A 16,916-nucleotide genomic window follows, 5' to 3' on the forward strand; every position below is an offset into this window, starting at 1 on the left:
ACACAGGGTGCCCACCACCGACTACTACGAAGTTCTCGGCGTGCCGAAGAACGCCTCCGGCGAGGAGATCAAGAAGGCCTACCGCCGCCTCGCCCGGCAACTGCACCCCGACGTCAACCCCGACCCCGCCACGCAGGAGCGCTTCAAAGAGGTCGTCACGGCCTACGAGGTGCTCAACGACCCCCGCAAGCGGGAGATGTACGACCTCGGCGGCGACCCGCTCAGCAGCGGCGGCGGCGCGGGCGGCAACTTCGGCGGAGCGTTCTCCTTCACCGACATCATGGACGCCTTCTTCGGCGGGACGAACGCGCGCGGCCCGCGCAGCCGGGTCCGCCGCGGCCAGGACGCGCTGGTGCAGCTGAAGGTCGAGCTGGCCGACGCCGTGTTCGGCGCCACCCGCGAGCTGCAGGTCGACACCGCCGTGGTGTGCGAGGTGTGCCACGGCGAGGGCACCGCGAAGGGCGCCACCCGGGTCACCTGCCCCACCTGTCAGGGGCAGGGCGAGGTCAGCCAGGTGCAGCGCTCGTTCCTCGGCCAGGTCATGACGACCCGCCCGTGCCCGGCCTGCCAGGGCTTCGGCACGGTCAACCCGAACCCGTGCGTCGAGTGCTCCGGCGACGGCCGGGTGCGCACCCGCCGCACGCTCACCATCAAGATCCCGGCGGGCGTCGACAACGGCACCCGCATCCAGCTGACCGGCCAGGGCGAGGTCGGCCCCGGCGGCGGCCCGGCCGGCGACCTCTACGTCGAGCTGGCGGTCACGCCGCACCCGGTGTTCAGCCGCAACGGCGACAACCTGCACTGCACGCTGCAACTGCCGATGACGGCGGCCGCGCTCGGCACCAGCGTCGACCTCGAGACCTTCGACGGCCCGACGACCATCGAGGTGCGGGCCGGCGCCCAGCACGGCGAGGTGATCAAGCTCGGCGCCCGCGGTGTCCCGAAGCTGCGCGGCACCGGCCGCGGCGACCTCCTCATCCACCTCGAGGTGCAGACGCCGACGAAGCTCGACGCGCGGCAGGAAGAGCTGCTGCGCGAGCTGGCCGGGCTGCGCAACGAGGAGCGGGTCGAGGGCCCGGGCGCCGCCGGCGCCCACGGCAACTTCTTCACCCGCATCCGCGACGCCTTCAAGGAAGGGCTGAACTGACCGCACCGGTGTTCCTGGCCGACGCCTCGGCGCTGCGCGGGTCGGACGTCGTCGTCCTCGACGGCGACGAGGGCCGGCACGCGGCCGTGGTGCGCCGCATCGCGCCCGGCGAGACCGTCGAGCTGACCGACGGCGCCGGGCAATTGGCCCGGTGCGTCGTCGTCGCCGCGTCGAAGCAGGGCCTGACCTGCGAGGTCACCGAGCGTGTCGACGTGCCCGAGCCGCGGCCGCGGGTGGTCGTCGCACAGGCCATCCCGAAGGGCGACCGCGGCGAGACCGCCGTCGAGACCATGACCGAGGTCGGCGTCGACGAGATCGTGCCGTGGGCGGCACAGCGGTGCATGGTCCGCTGGACGGGCGAGCGCGGCGACAAGGCGCTGCGGCGCTGGCGGTCGACGGCGCGCGAGGCGGCCAAGCAGTCCCGCCGCGCCTGGCTGCCGGTCGTCGCCGACCCGGTTCCGACGACGGCCCTCGCGGCCCGGGCCGCGGAGGCGGCGCGCACCGTCGTCCTGCACGAGGAGGCCACGGCGCCGCTCGCCGCCGTCGAGCTGCCTGACGACGGCGACATCCTGCTGGTCGTGGGCCCCGAGGGCGGGGTGGCGCCGGACGAGCTGGACCAGCTGGCCGCCGCCGGCGCCGTCGTCGCCCGGCTCGGGCCGACCGTCCTGCGCACGTCCACCGCCGGCACCGTCGCCGCTGGGGTCGTCCTCGCGCGCACGGCCCGCTGGGCCTGACCTACTCGACGACGAACGTGCGCGAGTCGCTCATCGGCGCCCGCCCCTCGCCGTCGGACGGGTCGCTCTCGCTCATGACGATCTCGTAGCTGCCCGGCTCGAGGTCGAGCTCCAGCTCGAACGGCGCGAACGTGCAGCACTCCGTCGTCGACGTGTTGCCGCTGTCGACGACCTCGCCGTCGCGGCGCAGCTCCCACAGCACGGTCGCCTCGAACACCGCGGCCTCGCCGGTCACCATGACGGGGCTGGGCAGCGTCGCGCCTTCGGCGGGGTCGTTGAGCTGCACCAGCTGGCGGACCTCCAGCGGGTCGGTCCGGCCGACCGGCTCACCGGCGGGGGCGCCGTCGACGTTGACCTGGACCGGCAGCGAGCCGTCCTGGTCGCTGCTGGCCGCCGCGGCCGTCGCGGTGTAGACGAGCTGCTGCAGCGCGAGGTCCGGGTCGTCGCCGGTGGCGGCGTCGAGCGACGTCGTCCCGGTGAGGTCGACGCCGATGAAGCCGGCCCCGACCTCGGCCGCCGTCACCTCGACGCCGGCCGCCCACAGGCTCGTGTAGTCGGGGTCGGCCGGCGGGACCGTCAGCATCTCGTTCACCGCGGCGGCGATGGGCGACAGCGTGGTCTCGACGGTGCGGAACTCGCGGACCAGCCGGAGCCCGTCGCCACTGTCGGCGACGTAGTACACCGGGACCGTCAGCGACACGGCCGGCGGTTCGGTCTCGGTGGCCGGCGGCGACGCTGGCGGGGCCGTCTCGCTCGGGGTCTCGCTCGGCGAGGGCGCCGGCGACGTCGAGGTCTGCGAGGCGACGGGGGCGTCGCCGTCGTCGTTCAGGGCGATCACGCCGCCCACGATCACCGCCGCGGCCAGGGCCGTCGCCCCCGCGAGCCCGAGTACCACCGGTCGTCGCCACATCGGAACCACCGCCGTCCTCCTCCTGATCCGCGCCAGGCCGTCCGGGCCCGGCTGCACCCGCTCGGCGGCGCGGTGCAGGGCGCCGTGGAGCTTCTGCTCCTCCGGTGTCCAGTTCTCCGGCGTGCTCACCGCTGCCTCCTCACGCCCAGTCCGCCATCGCCTCGCGCAGCCCGGCCAGCCCGCGAGAGGCGTGGCTCTTGACGGCGCCGTTGCTGATCTTCATCGCGCTCGCGATCTCCGCTTCGGAGAGACCGCCGTAGTAGCGCAGGACGAGCGCCTCGCGCTGCCGCTGGGGCAGCCCGCGCAGCGCCTCGACGACGGCGTCGGCGGCGGCGCCACCGACGGCGACCTGTTCGGCGCTGGGCGCATGGCCGGGCGGCTCGTCCGGATGACGTGCCGCCACACCGCGGCGGCGCTGGACCGAGCGGCTGCCGTGCACCACCGACGTGCGCAGGTACGCGACCGCGGCGGCCGGCTCGCGCAGCCGGCGCCAGCGGCGGTGCAGGGCCACGAACGCGTCCTGCACGACCTCCTCGGCCACCGCCTCGTCGCCCAGCAGCAACGTGGCGAGCCGGACGAGGCGGACATAGTGCGCCGCGTACAGGTCCGTGATGGCGTCGTCTGCCTCGGACCCGGTCCTGTCTTGCACCACATACCCCTACTGACGCGTTGCCGGCGGCGCCGGTTTACCGATGCGCGCCCAACCGTAGGGGATCGTGCCGGTGATCTTCAGCCGAAACGGGCAGTCGGCGGACCTCGTCGCCGGTGATGAGATCGGGGTTGGCGGTGAGGAACGCCTCCATGTCGTCCCCGGGTGACTTGTGCGGTCAGAGCGGTCAGCGGACCTCGTCGCCGGTGATGAGATCGGGGTTGGCGGTGAGGAACGCCTCCATGTCGTCCTCGGCCAGCGCAGTCCAGAGCTGGCCGGCGCGTTCCTCGTCGTAGACGACGATGCTCTGCGCCCCGGCGGTGCCGGTGCCGTCGGTGGGCACCGTCAGGAACGTCATGTCGTCGGCGCGCAGGTTGCGCATGGACAGCGCGAGGTCGACCATGCCGAACGCGCTGAGCTCCTCGTCGACCCGCGCGGCCTGGCCGATGGCGCCCGCGACGCCGTTGACCTTGCCGGGGTCGGTCAGCGTGCCGGACGAGATCAGCTCGTTCATCAGCGCGCGGAGGAAGTTCTGCTGCCGCTTGACGCGGTCGAAGTCGCCGCCGGGGAGGTCCTTGCGGTCGCGGACGTACTGCAGCGCCTGCTCGCCGGTCAGCGTGTGGGTGCCGGCCGGGATCGGGTCGTCGCCGTCGGCCAGCGGGGTCTCCTCGTCGAACGTCATGGTGACGCCGCCCAGCTCGTCGGTGAGCGCCTGGAAGCCGTTCCAGTCGATCAGCGCGAGGTGGTCGACGCGGATGCCGGTGAGCTCCTCGATGGTCTGCACGAACAGCGACGGGCCGCCGAACGAGTAGGCCGCGTTGATCTTGTTCTCGCCGTGGCCGGGGATCTCGATGTAGGTGTCGCGCGGGATGGAGACCAGGTAGCCGCGGTCGCGGCCCTCCGGGAAGTGCGCCAGCATGATGGTGTCGGTGCGCGCGGCGCCGGGCTGGTACACGTCGACCTTGTCCTCGCCGTCGAGCCCGCCCAGCAGGAACGTGATGCTGTCGCCGGGCAGCTCGGCCGGGCGCGCGGTCTCGGGGATGTCGAACGCGTCGGGGATGCGCTCGATGTTCGACGACAGCCGGTTCACGAAGTAGAACGCACCGCCGGCCACCGCGAGCAGCAACGCCAGCAGCGTCACCAGCACGATCACCAGGACCTTGCGGTTGCGGCGGCGCTTGCGCGGCGGCTCGGCCGGTTCGGCCGGCTCGGTCTCGAGGGACGGGTCGGGCTGCGGGTCGCCGGGCGGGTTCGACATGGCTCCAGAGGGTAAGGCCGGGCGGCGACGGGTCCGGCGAGGACACCCCGCCCGGCGGTGGCCTCTCGCTGTGATGACGCCCGAGGCGGCCGGCAGGTTGCACCGGGCCTCCCGCCGGTCATGTCGGTGGCCTACCATCCACCTACCCGAACCACCGGAGGCACGTGTGACCCGAGACGCCGACTGCCTGTTCTGCAAGATCGCCGGCGGCGACATCCCGGCCGACGTCGTCCACGAGACCGAGCGCACGCTCGCGTTCCGCGACATCGCGCCGCAGGCGCCCACGCACGTGCTGGTGGTGCCGCGCGAGCACCACCCGAACGTCGCGTCGCTCGCGGCCGCCGCTCCGGACACCCTGGCCGAACTGGTCCGGACGGCCGCCGACGTCGCCGCGGGGGCGGGAATCGAGGCCTACCGGCTGGTGTTCAACACGGGGGAGCAGGCCGGTCAGTCGGTGTTCCACGTGCACGCGCACGTGCTCGGGGGACGCACCATGACCTGGCCGCCCGGCTGAGCCGGCGAGAAATTCGCGCTGACTTGTCAGCGCTCGCAGGTAGCATTCAACACATCCACTGAACAGCGCCATCGAGACGGGAAGTAGGCGTGAGAGGCCCCGCGAGGCCGCCCATGACGAAGACAGAACAGGCCGAACAGCAGGCCGCCCAGCACACCATCGTCGTGCCGACGAGCATCTCCATGGTGAGCCTGCTCGGGTCCGCCGACGAGCTCATCAAGGTCGTCGAGTCGTCCTTCCCCGGCGTCGACATCCACGTGCGCGGCAACCAGATCACCATGACCGGCCAGCCGGGCGACATCGCCGAGGCCGAGGGCGTCATCGACGAGATGGTGGCGGTGCTGCGCACCGGTCAGGGCATGACGCCCGAGGCCGTCGAGCGCACGGTGGCCATGCTGCGCGCGCGCACCGGCGAGCGGCCGGCCGAGGTGCTCACGGCCAACATCCTGTCCAACCGCGGGCGCACCATCCGGCCGAAGACGCTGAACCAGAAGCGCTACGTCGACGCCATCGACAAGCACACCGTCATCTTCGGCATCGGCCCGGCCGGCACCGGCAAGACGTACCTCGCGGTCGCGAAGGCCGTGCAGGCGCTGCAGGCCAAGCAGGTCAGCCGCATCCTGCTCACCCGCCCGGCCATCGAGGCGGGCGAGCGGCTGGGCTTCCTGCCCGGCACGCTGTCGGAGAAGATCGACCCGTACCTGCGGCCGCTCTACGACGCGCTGCACGACATGATGGACCCCGCGTCCATCCCGCGGCTGATGACCGAGGGCACCATCGAGGTCGCGCCGCTGGCGTACATGCGCGGGCGCACGCTCAACGACGCGTTCGTCATCCTCGACGAAGCGCAGAACACCTCCGCCGAGCAGATGAAGATGTTCCTCACCCGGCTCGGCTTCGGGTCGAAGATGGTCATCACCGGCGACGTCACCCAGGTCGACCTCCCGGCCGGCACCACCAGCGGGCTGCGTGTCGTCGAGGGCATCCTCGACGGCATCGACGACGTCCACTTCTGCCGCCTGAGCAGCCGCGACGTCGTCCGGCACCGGCTCGTGGGCGAGATCGTCGATGCGTACACCCGCTACGACGCCGCGCAGGAGGCGGCAGGGGGCAACGGGCGTTCGCGCGTTCCCGGCCGGCGCCCGTGACCATCGAGGTCAACAACGAGTCCGGGGCCGAGGTCGACGAGAAGACGCTCTCCGACCTCGCCCGGTTCGTCCTCGACCACCAGCGCATCCACCCGCTGGCCGAGCTGGCCATCCTGCTGGTCGACACCGACACCATGGAACAGCTGCACGTGCAGTGGATGGACGAGCCCGGCCCCACCGACGTGCTGTCCTTCCCGATGGACGAGCTGCGGCCCACGCCCGACGACGCCGAGCCCGAGCCCGGCCTGCTGGGCGACGTCGTGCTCTGCCCCGACGTCGCGGCCACGCAGGCCAAGGCCGCCGGGCACAGCACCGAGGACGAGCTGCAGCTGCTGACGGCGCACGGCATCCTCCACCTCCTCGGCTACGATCACGCCGAGCCGGAGGAGGAGAAGGAGATGTTCGGGCTGCAGAAACAGCTGCTGAGCGACTGGCGGGACGCCCGAGGGGGCGGCCGCTGATGTTCGCCTCACCGCTACCCGCCGCCGTCCTGGCCGCCGGTGACGCCACCACCGCGGGTGGTGCGTCCACCGTCTGGCTGCTGGTCGCGGCGGCGGTGCTGGTGGTCGTCGCGATGCTGTTCGCGATGTCCGAGGCGGCGCTGACCAGCCTCTCGCGCACCCGCGCCGAAGAGCTGCACCGCGCGGGCCGCCGCGGCTCCGACGCGCTCGTGCGGGTCGCCTCCGACCCCGTCCCCGCGCTCAACACCGCGCTGCTGCTGCGCATGGCCTGCGAGGTCGCCGCGGTCGTCATGGTGGCGGTCGTGTGCGAAGAGTTCTTCACGCCGTGGTGGCAGACGCTGCTGGTCGCCGCCGGCAGCATGGTCGTGGTGTCGTTCGTCGTCATCGGCGTCGCGCCGCGCACGCTGGGCCGCCAGCACGCCGAGGGCATCGCGCTGGCCTTCGCCGGCCTGCTGCTCGGCGTCACCCGGGTGCTCGGCCCCATCCCGAAGCTGCTCATCATGCTCGGCAACGCGCTCACCCCGGGCAAGGGCTTCCGCGAGGGGCCGTTCGCGACGGAGGCCGAGCTGCGCGAGCTGGTCGACCTCGCCGAGGCCGGCCGCATCATCGAGTCCGGCGAGCGGCAGATGATCCACTCGGTGTTCGAACTGGGCGACACCGTGGTCCGCGAGGTCATGGTGCCGCGCACCGACGTCGTGTTCATCGAGGCGCACAAGACGCTGCGGCAGTTCCAGTCGCTGGCGCTGCGCAGCGGGTTCAGTCGCATCCCGGCGGTCGGCCCGGGCGGGCTCGACGACATCGTCGGCATCACCTACCTCAAGGACGTCGCCCGCCGCCTCTACGACAACCGCGACGCCGAGTCCGTCGAGCGGGTCGAGTCGGTGCTGCGGCCGGCGTTCTTCGTCCCCGACTCCAAGCCGGCCGACGACCTCCTGCGCGAGATGCAGGCGCAGCGCACCCACGTCGCCGTCGTCGTCGACGAGTACGGCGGCACCGCCGGCCTGGTCACCATCGAGGACATCCTCGAAGAGATCGTCGGCGAGATCACCGACGAGTACGACGCCGACGAGGACGGCGTCGAGACCCTCGACGACGGCGTGGTCCGGGTCAGCTCCCGGCTGCACATCGACGACCTCGGCGAGCTGTTCGGGCTGGAGCTGTCCGACGACGACGTCGACACCGTCGGCGGCCTCATGGCCAAGCAGCTGGGCCGGGTCCCGATCGCCGGCGCCGAGGTCGTCGTCGCCGGGCTGCGGCTCGTCGCCGAGGACCCGTCCGGGCGCCGCAACCGCATCGGAACCGTCCGGGTGAGCCGGCTCGTTCAGGTCACCGACAACGAGCCGCACGAGGAGCATGCGTGAGCGACGCACTCGACCCCGAGGACCAGAAGATCCTGATCCTGGCCCGGTCCGCCCGGGCCCGCACCGGGGCGCCCGCCGGCGCCGCCGTCCGCGACGCCGACGGCCGCACCTACGCGGCCGCCGACGTCGTGCTGCCGTCGCTGCGCCTCACCGCGCTGCAGCTGGCGGTCGCGTCGGCGGTGTCCAGCGGCGCCACGGGGCTCGAGGCCGCGGCGGTCGTCACCGGTGACGCCGCCGGCGAGGTCGACACCGCGGTGGTGTCGGATCTCGGCGGACCGGGTATACCGGTGTACGTCGCCGGTCCCGACGGCACGCCGATCTCGGCGCTGCGTTCGTAGCCATCAGCATCCGAGTGCGCTAACGTGCGGCCGTTCGACCTCCGAGGCGACCGACCGAAGACGGAGATACGAATGAACTTCTGCAGCAACTGCGGGGCGCCGGCCACGGGTTCGGCGTACTGCGGCAACTGCGGCGCGCCCATGACGGCGTCCGCGGCGGCCCAGGCGGCCGCTCCGGCGCAGGCCGGTCCGGGCGCCTCCGCGTCCGGCGGCGCCTCCGCGCCGGGTGGCGCGCCCGCATCCGGCGGTGCCCCAGCATCCGGCGGTGCCCCCGCGGGCGGTGGCGCGCCCGCGCGCAACCCGTTCGCGGACATCCCCGCGTTGGACTACGCCCGCGACATCGTCGCGCTGGTGCTCCTGCTCGTCTCGTTCGGCATGCCGTGGGACCTCACCGACACCGTCACCGGCAAGGTCTACGTCGTCCTGGTGACGCTGCTGTCGGTGCTGTCCCTGTCGCTGCCGTACCTCAAGCGCGGCGGCGTGCTGCCGGCGTCGTGGGGCACGGCCGAGCTGCGGCTGGCCCGGCTGGCCGCCAACGCGCCGTACGTCGTGGTCGTGCTGATCACGCTGGTGCTCGGCTACGTCGGCGAGAACCGCGGCGACGGCGTGGGCGTCGGCATCACGTTCGGCCTGGCCGGCGCGCTGCTGGCCGCGCAGGGCCGCGAGGCCGAGCAGTCGCCGACCGGCGACGGCACGCTGTGGCGCTGGGCCACGCTCGGCACCGGCGGGCTGTTCGCGCTGCTGACGCTGGTCAGCATCATCACCTTCCTCACCGACGCCGCCGAGGGCGCCGACTGGGAGGTCGTCGCGGCCGTCATCGTCTCCATGCTGTTCTTCCTGGCGCTGGGCGCGCTGCCGCTGCTGGGCGTGCTGCGCGGCGACGCCGCCTGGCGCGACGTGCTGCTGCTGGTGGGCCTCGTGGCGTTGTTCGTCGGCGTGTGGCAGCTCGGCGCCGAGACGACCATGCGCGACTCCTGGAGCCTGAGCACGTTCGGCCCGCAGCTGATCCTCGTCCCGGCCCTCGCCGTCGCGGCGGCCGCGCCGGGCCTGCGGGCGCAGTACCGGCACACGCCAGGTGCGGCCTACTGGTCCGGCGTCGGCGTCCGCATGCTCGAGCTGGTCATGGTCACGGCGGGTGCCGGGGTCGTGCTGTACGTGCTGAGCATCATCGGGGTCGAGGACGGCCGCGGCCTGGCCATCGTGGTCCTGGTGCTCATGCTGATCCTGGCGCTGGCCGCGCTGGTCGGCCGCAACGCGCTGGCCCGCGACCCGAACGCGGGCCGGGCCATCGCCGTCGTGGCCGGCGGGGTGTTCATCCTGCTGGGCATCGTCATCGCGGCCATCCTGGGCGCCTCCGACGACGCGTCCGTCGCGGTCGTCGACGCCGCGATCATCAGCGTGCTCTGGTGGTTCGGGGTGGCGCTGTTCGTGGTGCTGACGGCGCCGCCGTCGGTGCGTGCCGAGTACGGCCCGGTCGGCGCCAGCCAGCTCAACCTGAGCAGCGTGCTGCCGGGCAACGGCAACGGCTCGTCCGCTCCCGCGGCGTCCGGCGCCGCGACCGGCGGGGCCGCGACCGGTGGTGTCGCCGCCGGTGCGGCCGCTGCCGGCGCCGGTGCCGCGGCGGCCCGCCCGGCCGAGGCGAAGGCCGACGACGCCAAGGGGAAGGCCGAGGCGAAGGCTGAGGCGAAGGCCGCGGAGGCGAAGGCGAAGGCCGACGAGGTGAAGGCCAGGGCCGACGCCAAAGCCGCCGAGAAGACCGAGGCCGCCAAGACCGAGGCCGCCAAGGCCGACGCCGCCAAGGGTGGCGAGGTGCCGGCCAGCCCGGAGGTCCCCGCCGGCGACGCGAAGCCGGCGGCCGCCGGTGAGGGTCTGCTCAGCGAGGCCAAGCCGGGCCCGATCAGTGGCCTCGCCGTCGGCCAGTCCGCCGCCGACGACACCGCCACTCGGATCGACCAGCCGCGGGTCGAGCCGGCGACGCGGGTCGACCAGCCGGCCGTCAGCGGTGCGCCCGGGTTCGACGCCCGCACGGCGCTCGACCCGAACACGCCGCTGCAGACGCTGGCCGACATCGCGGCCCAGGAGCCGGGGCTGCGCAAGTACGTCGCCGCCAACCCGTCGACCTACCCGGAGCTGCTGACCTGGCTGAGCCAGCTCGGCGACCCGGAGATCGACGAGGCGCTGCGCCGCCGCGGCGGCCGCTGAGTCCGTCCACACCGACGCCGGCCGGGGTTTCGCCCCCGGCCGGCGTCGTCGTGTCCGTGCCCGGTTCAGGCGCGCTCGAGCACGACGGTGAGGGCGTCGGCCGCCGCGGTGCGCGCCCCCGCCAGCTCCGCGCCGTCGGCCAGCGCGCCGAGCACCGCGCCGTCGACCACCGCGAGGACCACGTGCGGCGGCACGTCAGCCGTCATCTCGGACCGCTTCAGCACGGCCGCCACGCTCTCGAGCGCCGCCGCGTTGCTGCGCCGCGCGGCGGCCGCGAACAGCGGCTCGCGGGCGGCCAGCACGTAGCGTTCGTACCAGGCGACCAGCGCGCCGTACTCGTCCGGCGTCAGCAGGGTGGCGATCAGCCGGGCCGCCGTGGCCGGGTCGCGACGCCGGGTGGGCAGCGCCTCGACGGCGGCGGCCATGCGCGCGACGTCGTCCTCGGCCAGGGCGTCGACCGCGGCCCGGCGCAGCTCCGTCAGGTCGGCGAAGTAGTACGTCGTGGCACCCAGGGGCAGCCCCGCCCGGCCCGCCACCGCGCGGTGGCTGACCGCCTCCAGTCCGCCGCCCTGCAGCAGGTCAGCGGCGGCGCGGACCAGCGCGGTGCGCCGTTGCTCGCCCTTCGCCGTGGCCATCAGTGCCCCGATCCGCCGGACAGGTTCAGCAGGACGACGCCGCCCACGATGAGGCCGATCGCCGAGAGCCGCAGCAACGTCGCCGGGTCGTTGAAGAACAGCATGCCTGCGATGGCCGTGCCGACCGCGCCGATGCCGACCCAGACCGCGTACGCCGTGCCGACCGGCAGTTCGCGCAGGCCGAGGCCGAGCAGGCCCATGCTGATCGCGACCGTGACGGCGAAGCTCACCGTCGGCCAGAGCCGGGTGAACCCGTTGGACTCCTTGAGCGAGATCGCGAAGGCGGTCTCGAACAGCCCGCCGACGATCACGTAGAGCCACGCCATGATGTCCTCCTGTCGATCTGAATTCCTGTACGACTGTACCAGAAAACTGGTACGAGTGTACAAGTCGGCTCCGTCGTGGCGCCGGAGATGGGAGACTCGACACCGTGATCGGTGACTACGAGGGCTTCCGCTCCGGCTTCGCCTGCTTCGTCGGGCGGCCCAACGCGGGCAAGTCGACCCTGACCAACGCCGTGGTCGGCGAGAAGATCGCGATCACCTCGAACCGCCCGCAGACCACCCGGCACGCCATCCGCGGCATCGTGCACCGCAGCGACGGCCAGCTGGTCATCGTCGACACCCCCGGGCTGCACCGGCCGCGCACGCTGCTGGGCCAGCGGCTCAACGACCTCGTCCGCACCACGTGGGCCGAGGTCGACGTCATCGGGCTGTGCGTCCCGGCGAACGAGGCCGTCGGCACAGGCGACCGGTTCATCGCCACCGAGCTGGCCGCGCTGCGGCGCACTCCGAAGCTGGCCGTCGTCACGAAGACCGACCTGGTCAGTCCTTCCCGGCTGGCCGAGCAGCTGACCGCCGTCGCCGAGCTGGGCGCCGAGACCGGCATCGAGTGGGCCGACGTCGTCCCGGTCTCGGCGACGACGGGCGACCGGGTCGGCCTCGTCACGGAGCTGCTGCTGGCCCAGCTGCCCGAGGGTCCGCCGCTCTACCCCGACGGCGAGCTGACCGACGAGCCGGAGGAGACGCTGATCGCCGAGCTGGTCCGCGAGGCCGCGCTCGAGGGCGTCCGCGACGAGCTGCCGCACTCCATCGCCGTCGTGGTCGAGGAGATGATCCCGCGCGAGGACCGTCCCGAGGACCGGCCGCTGCTGGACATCCACGCCAGCCTGTACGTCGAACGCGACAGCCAGAAGGCCATCGTCATCGGCCACAAGGGCTCCCGGCTGCGCGACGTCGGCACGAAGGCCCGCCATCAGATCGAGCGGCTGCTCGGCACCCCCGTCTACCTCGACCTGCACGTCAAGGTCGCCAAGGACTGGCAGCGCGACCCCAAGCAACTCGGCCGCTTGGGCTTCTGACCGAGCACACCTGAGAGGGCTGGGTGTCGGGAGGCGCCGGCAGGGGTAGGCTCGGGCGTCCGAGCGAGGAACGAGCGAGGCGGGCGGGGCCGGCGCCTCCCGACACCCAGCCCGGCGCCGGGTGCTAGAGTCAATGACCGTGCGGCGTTTCAGCCTCCTGCTTAGCTGCCGCGACGGGGTCCGCTAGACCGGCTCCCCTGTCGCGGTGAGTTCGCGCTGCCGGTCGCGCTGTGTCCGACCCTCCCGAGCAGGAGCCTCCCCGCCATGACCACCGCCAACGTCTGGCCGCCCGCGCAACGTCCGTCCGGTATGCCGGCGAACCGCTACCGGCCGTTCCACGAGCAGATCGCCGTCGACCTCCCGGACCGCACCTGGCCGACCAGGCGCATCGAGACCGCACCCCAGTGGTGCGCCGTCGACCTGCGCGACGGCAACCAGGCGCTCATCGACCCGATGAACGCCGAGCGCAAGATGCGCATGTTCCAGCTGCTGGTGCGCATGGGCTACAAGGAGATCGAGGTCGGCTTCTCGGCCGCCAGCCAGACCGACTTCGACTTCGTCCGCGAGCTGATCGAGGGCGAGCACATCCCCGACGACGTCGTCATCCAGGTGCTGACGCAGTGCCGCGACCACCTCATCGAGCGCACCTTCCAGTCGCTGGTGGGCGCGAAGCAGGCCATCGTCCACCTGTACAACTCGACGTCGATCCTGCAGCGCCGCGTCGTGTTCGGGCTCGACCGCGACGGCATCACCGACATCGCCACCACGGGGGCGCGGGCGGCGCAGAAGTACGCCGAGGCGATCACCCCGGACACCGAGATCTACTGGGAGTACTCGCCCGAGTCCTACACCGGCACCGAGCTGGAGTACGCGGCGGAGATCTGCGGCGCCGTCGCCGACGTGCTGCAGCCGACGCCGGACCGGAAGATGATCGTCAACCTGCCGGCGACGGTGGAGATGGCGACGCCGAACGTGTACGCCGACTCCATCGAGTGGATGCACCGCAACCTGCCGCACCGCGAGTCGATGATCCTCTCGCTGCACCCGCACAACGACCGCGGGACGGGGGTCGCGGCGGCCGAGCTGGGGCTGCTGGCCGGGGCCGACCGTGTCGAGGGGTGCCTGTTCGGCAACGGCGAGCGCACCGGCAACGTCGACCTCGTCACGCTCGGAATGAACCTGTTCACGCAGGGCATCGACCCGCAGATCGACTTCGGCGACATCGACGAGATCCGCCGCACGGTCGAGTACTGCAACCAGCTGCCGGTGCCCGAGCGGCACCCGTGGGGCGGCGACCTCGTCTACACGGCGTTCTCGGGCAGCCACCAGGACGCCATCAAGAAGGGCTTCGAGGCGCTGGAGCGCGACGCCAAGGAGGCCGGCGTCGCCGTCGAGGACCACACCTGGGAGGTCCCGTACCTGCCGGTCGACCCGAAGGACGTCGGCCGCACGTACGAGGCGGTCATCCGGGTCAACTCGCAGTCCGGCAAGGGCGGCGTCGCGTACATCATGAAGACCGAGCACCAGCTCGACCTCCCGCGCCGGCTGCAGATCGAGTTCTCCGGCGTCGTCCAGGGCCTCACCGACGGCGAGGGCGGCGAGGTCGAGCCCGCGCGCATGGGCGAGGTGTTCCGCGCCGAGTACCTCGAGCGCGACACCCCGCTGGCGCTGAACTCGGTGCACACGTCGTCGGCGGCGGGGGAGCGCGACGCCCTGCAGGTCGGGGTGTACGTCGACGGCGAGCGGCAGGTGCTGCACGGCAGCGGCGACGGCCCGATCGACGCGTTCACCGACGCACTGCGCAGCATCGGCCACGACGTCCGGGTGCTCGACTACGCCGAGCACGCGCTCACGTCCGGCGCCGACGCGAAGGCGGCCGCGTACCTCGAGTGCTCGGTCGGCGGCGAGGTGTTCTGGGGCGTCGGCATCGACCCCAACATCGTCACGGCGTCGCTCAAGGCCATCGTCAGCGCCGTCAACCGGTCCGTCGCCCGCATTGGATCTTGACTAACGCAATGGTATAGACCATCGTGTCGCTCCCGACCAAGGAGCACACGATGGCCACCTGGACCCGCACTCTGGCCGTCACGGCCGGCGCCACCGCGCTGGTCGTGACGGGGAACGTCGCCTCACACCTGCTGGCGGCGGAGCCGGAGGCGGCTCCACCCGACGCCCTGACCGCCGACCTCGACGCGATCCTCGACGATCCGCGGCTGGACGGCGGTCAGGCGTCGGTGGTCGTGCGCGACGCCGCGACCGGCGAGACGCTGTACGAGCACGACGCCGACGAGCGGCTGATGCCGGCGTCGAACGAGAAGCTGCTGACCTCGGCCGTCGCGCTGGACGTACTTGGGCCGGACCACACGTTCGCGACCACCGTCGCGACGACGGGGCAGCGGAGCGGGCCGATCCTGCGCGGCGACGTGTACCTGCGCGGCACCGGCGACCCGACGATGCTGGCGTCGGACTACGCGACGCTGGCGAAGGAGCTGGCGGCCGACGGGGTCCGCGTGGTGTCCGGGCGGGTGCTGGCCGACGACACCTGGTTCGACGACGTCCGGCTCGGCAACGACTGGGCCTGGGATGACGAGCCGTATTACTACGCGGCGCCGGTCTCGGCGCTCACGGTGGCGCCCGACACCGACTACGACGCCGGCACCGTCATCGTCAACGTCGACCCGGGCGCCACTGCGGGCGCGCCCGCCGTCGTCACCCTCACGCCGCACACCGACGCCGTCACGATCGTCGGCGAGGCCACCACCGGCACGGCGAACGACGTCTCGGTCGAGCGCGAGCACGGCACCGACCGCATCGTCGTGTCCGGCACCGTCGCGGCGGGCGGCAGCGGCGTGAGCGAGTGGGCCAGCGTCGCCGAGCCGACCGACTACGCCGCCGACGTGTTCGTCAAGGCACTGGCGGCCGAGGGCGTGCGGGTCACCGGCGGCATCGGCCGCGGCGTCACGCCCTCCGGCGCCTCCGTCGTCGCCGAGCACGAGTCGATGCCGCTGAGCGAGCTGATGGTGCCGTTCCTCAAGCTCAGCAACAACGGCCACGCCGAGGTGCTGATCAAGGCGATGGGCCGCGAGGTCGCGGGCGAGGGCACCTGGGCCGCCGGGCTCGCCGTCCTGCGCGACCGCCTCGCCGGCTTCGGCGTCGACACCCCCACGGTCGCGAACCGCGACGGGTCCGGGCTGTCCCGGCGCAACCTGATCCCGGCCGCCGAGCTGGCCGACCTGCTGGTCGCCGCGCAGAACCGGCCCTGGTTCGACGCCTGGTACGAGACGCTGCCGATCGCCGGCGCGTCCGACCGGATGGTCGGCGGCACGCTGCGCTCGCGGATGCGCGACACCCCGGCCGCCGGCAACGTGCACGCGAAGACCGGCTCGCTGACGGGCGCGTCGGCGCTCTCGGGCTACGTCGACGACGCCGACGGGCGGCGGCTGGTGTTCTCGATCGTGCTCAACGACTACCTCAGCGGCAAGCCGAGCGACCTGGAGGACCGCATCGCCGTGCGGCTGGCCACCCACTCCGAGACCGCCGCGGCCCGCATGACCAGCCCCGACATCCCCGCCGCCGACCTCCCCGACGACGTCGAGTGCTCCTGGGTCAAAGCCTGCTGACCACCGCCGGAGCCACCGTCCCGTAGGCGCCGGCGTGGTAGACCAGCGGGGCGGTGGCCGACGCCGCCGTCACGGCCGCGTCGACCACCCGGGCCACGACGATGACGTGGTCGCCCACCGGCAGGCGGTGCGTCACCCGCGCCCGCAGGTGCGACGGCGCGTCGTCGAGGACGGGCTCGCCCGACGCCAGCCGCGACCATGCCGTCGGGGCGGCGAAGCGGTCGATGCCGCTGGTGGCGAACCGGGTCGCGATGTGGTGCTGGCCGGCGTCGAGGAAGTTGACGACGACCGAGCCGGCGGCCGCGAACGACGGCCACGCCGACGCCGTCGCCGACACCGCGAACGACAGCAGCGGCGGGTCGAGCGAGACCGACGCCAGCGACGTCGCGGTCAGCCCGGCGGGCCGTCCGCCGGCCGAGGCCGTGATCACCACGACCCCGGTCGCGTACCGGCGGAAGACGCTGCGGAAGGTGTCGGCGCTGACGGACATGGGTCCTCCTCGGTGGGGGTGTCTGACGGGTATTGGTGGATGCGGGCGGCGTCTGGGCGTCGATCCGCGCCGTCGAAGGCCCGTCAGCC

The 16,916-nt window shown here is 72.9% G+C and carries 17 protein-coding genes; 11 read left to right on the forward strand and 6 right to left on the reverse strand.

Annotation, left to right across the window (positions count from 1 at the left end):
• Positions 1–7: 7 nt before the first annotated feature.
• Positions 8–1,147, forward strand: a complete 1,140-nt coding sequence (gene dnaJ / locus BLV02_RS32700) for a molecular chaperone DnaJ (RefSeq protein ID WP_069113712.1) — start codon at positions 8–10, stop codon at positions 1,145–1,147.
• Complete coding sequence (locus tag BLV02_RS32705; RefSeq protein WP_069113798.1) at positions 1,144–1,881, forward strand: 16S rRNA (uracil(1498)-N(3))-methyltransferase; 738 nt, start codon at positions 1,144–1,146, stop codon at positions 1,879–1,881. The genes dnaJ and BLV02_RS32705 overlap by 4 nt, the downstream gene beginning before the upstream one ends.
• A gap of 1 nt (position 1,882) precedes the next feature.
• On the opposite strand, the gene BLV02_RS32710 is transcribed toward BLV02_RS32705, so the two are convergent.
• From BLV02_RS32710 to BLV02_RS32720, 3 genes are all read right to left on the reverse strand, one after another.
• Positions 1,883–2,920: a Gmad2 immunoglobulin-like domain-containing protein gene (locus BLV02_RS32710; protein ID WP_074946865.1), complete on the reverse strand. Its 1,038-nt coding sequence runs from the start codon at positions 2,918–2,920 to the stop codon at positions 1,883–1,885.
• Positions 2,921–2,930: 10 nt separating this feature from the next.
• Positions 2,931–3,440, reverse strand: a complete 510-nt coding sequence (locus BLV02_RS32715) for a SigE family RNA polymerase sigma factor (protein ID WP_216094446.1) — start codon at positions 3,438–3,440, stop codon at positions 2,931–2,933.
• Positions 3,441–3,627: 187 nt separating this feature from the next.
• On the reverse strand, positions 3,628–4,698 hold the full coding sequence (locus BLV02_RS32720) for an LCP family protein (RefSeq protein ID WP_069113710.1): 1,071 nt from the start codon (positions 4,696–4,698) through the stop codon (positions 3,628–3,630).
• 166 nt (positions 4,699–4,864) lie between these two features.
• Between BLV02_RS32720 and BLV02_RS32725 the strand changes: the two genes are divergently transcribed.
• The 6 genes from BLV02_RS32725 to BLV02_RS32750 all read left to right on the forward strand — a co-directional run bounded on the left by BLV02_RS32725 (position 4,865) and on the right by BLV02_RS32750 (position 10,722).
• Complete coding sequence (locus BLV02_RS32725; RefSeq protein WP_069113709.1) at positions 4,865–5,212, forward strand: histidine triad nucleotide-binding protein; 348 nt, start codon at positions 4,865–4,867, stop codon at positions 5,210–5,212.
• Positions 5,213–5,325: 113 nt separating this feature from the next.
• Entirely contained in the window at positions 5,326–6,360 is a 1,035-nt protein-coding gene (locus BLV02_RS32730) for a PhoH family protein (RefSeq protein ID WP_069113708.1), read from the forward strand.
• Positions 6,357–6,821: an rRNA maturation RNase YbeY gene (ybeY, locus tag BLV02_RS32735; protein WP_069113707.1), complete on the forward strand. Its 465-nt coding sequence runs from the start codon at positions 6,357–6,359 to the stop codon at positions 6,819–6,821. Before BLV02_RS32730 ends, ybeY begins: the two co-directional genes overlap by 4 nt.
• Positions 6,821–8,182 carry a hemolysin family protein gene (locus BLV02_RS32740; protein WP_074946867.1) on the forward strand — a complete coding sequence of 454 codons (1,362 nt, stop codon included), beginning with the start codon at positions 6,821–6,823 and terminating at the stop codon, positions 8,180–8,182. The genes ybeY and BLV02_RS32740 overlap by 1 nt, the downstream gene beginning before the upstream one ends.
• Entirely contained in the window at positions 8,179–8,520 is a 342-nt protein-coding gene (locus BLV02_RS32745) for a cytidine deaminase (protein WP_069113706.1), read from the forward strand. Before BLV02_RS32740 ends, BLV02_RS32745 begins: the two co-directional genes overlap by 4 nt.
• Positions 8,521–8,592: 72 nt before the next feature.
• Complete coding sequence (locus BLV02_RS32750; protein ID WP_069113705.1) at positions 8,593–10,722, forward strand: zinc ribbon domain-containing protein; 2,130 nt, start codon at positions 8,593–8,595, stop codon at positions 10,720–10,722.
• A gap of 65 nt (positions 10,723–10,787) precedes the next feature.
• Here the strand turns inward: BLV02_RS32750 and BLV02_RS32755 are convergent, their stop codons facing one another.
• Together BLV02_RS32755 and BLV02_RS32760 are read right to left on the reverse strand one after the other, a co-directional pair.
• The gene (locus tag BLV02_RS32755) at positions 10,788–11,357 is read right to left on the reverse strand and encodes a TetR/AcrR family transcriptional regulator (RefSeq protein ID WP_069113704.1); all 570 of its coding nucleotides are present in this window, start codon (positions 11,355–11,357) and stop codon (positions 10,788–10,790) included.
• Positions 11,357–11,683: a DMT family transporter gene (locus BLV02_RS32760; RefSeq protein ID WP_069113703.1), complete on the reverse strand. Its 327-nt coding sequence runs from the start codon at positions 11,681–11,683 to the stop codon at positions 11,357–11,359. Before BLV02_RS32760 ends, BLV02_RS32755 begins: the two co-directional genes overlap by 1 nt.
• A gap of 104 nt (positions 11,684–11,787) precedes the next feature.
• Here BLV02_RS32760 and era point away from each other — a divergent pair, with 104 nt between their 5' ends.
• The 3 genes from era (at position 11,788) to dacB (ending at position 16,337) form a co-directional block, all read left to right on the forward strand.
• Positions 11,788–12,717, forward strand: a complete 930-nt coding sequence (era, locus tag BLV02_RS32765; protein WP_069113702.1) for a GTPase Era — start codon at positions 11,788–11,790, stop codon at positions 12,715–12,717.
• Between the two features lie 264 nt (positions 12,718–12,981).
• Positions 12,982–14,724, forward strand: coding sequence for a 2-isopropylmalate synthase (leuA, locus tag BLV02_RS32770; RefSeq protein WP_069113701.1), 1,743 nt, complete (start codon positions 12,982–12,984; stop codon positions 14,722–14,724).
• A 50-nt stretch (positions 14,725–14,774) separates the two neighbouring features.
• Positions 14,775–16,337 (forward strand): D-alanyl-D-alanine carboxypeptidase/D-alanyl-D-alanine endopeptidase, encoded by a 1,563-nt coding sequence (dacB, locus tag BLV02_RS32775; protein WP_074946989.1) that lies wholly within the window; start codon positions 14,775–14,777, stop codon positions 16,335–16,337.
• Here the strand turns inward: dacB and BLV02_RS32780 are convergent.
• Entirely contained in the window at positions 16,324–16,827 is a 504-nt protein-coding gene (locus BLV02_RS32780; protein WP_069113700.1) for a flavin reductase family protein, read from the reverse strand. The two genes, dacB and BLV02_RS32780, sit on opposite strands and share 14 nt — an antisense overlap.
• Positions 16,828–16,916 lie beyond the last annotated feature (89 nt).

This window comes from Jiangella alba, assembly GCF_900106035.1.
Taxonomy (GTDB): domain Bacteria; phylum Actinomycetota; class Actinomycetes; order Jiangellales; family Jiangellaceae; genus Jiangella; species Jiangella alba.

What these genes read in the sequence shown, in the direction of transcription:
- BLV02_RS32750 (WP_069113705.1), top strand. Translation starts at nt 8,593, where the DNA reads ATGAACTTCTGCAGCAACTGCGGGGCGCCGGCCACGGGTTCGGCGTAC.
- BLV02_RS32755 (WP_069113704.1), bottom strand. Translation starts at nt 11,357, where the DNA reads ATGGCCACGGCGAAGGGCGAGCAACGGCGCACCGCGCTGGTCCGCGCC.
- BLV02_RS32780 (WP_069113700.1), bottom strand. Translation starts at nt 16,827, where the DNA reads ATGTCCGTCAGCGCCGACACCTTCCGCAGCGTCTTCCGCCGGTACGCG.
- dacB (WP_074946989.1), top strand. Translation starts at nt 14,775, where the DNA reads ATGGCCACCTGGACCCGCACTCTGGCCGTCACGGCCGGCGCCACCGCG.
- BLV02_RS32720 (WP_069113710.1), bottom strand. Translation starts at nt 4,698, where the DNA reads ATGTCGAACCCGCCCGGCGACCCGCAGCCCGACCCGTCCCTCGAGACC.
- BLV02_RS32760 (WP_069113703.1), bottom strand. Translation starts at nt 11,683, where the DNA reads ATGGCGTGGCTCTACGTGATCGTCGGCGGGCTGTTCGAGACCGCCTTC.
- leuA (WP_069113701.1), top strand. Translation starts at nt 12,982, where the DNA reads ATGACCACCGCCAACGTCTGGCCGCCCGCGCAACGTCCGTCCGGTATG.
- BLV02_RS32730 (WP_069113708.1), top strand. Translation starts at nt 5,326, where the DNA reads ATGACGAAGACAGAACAGGCCGAACAGCAGGCCGCCCAGCACACCATC.
- BLV02_RS32740 (WP_074946867.1), top strand. Translation starts at nt 6,821, where the DNA reads ATGTTCGCCTCACCGCTACCCGCCGCCGTCCTGGCCGCCGGTGACGCC.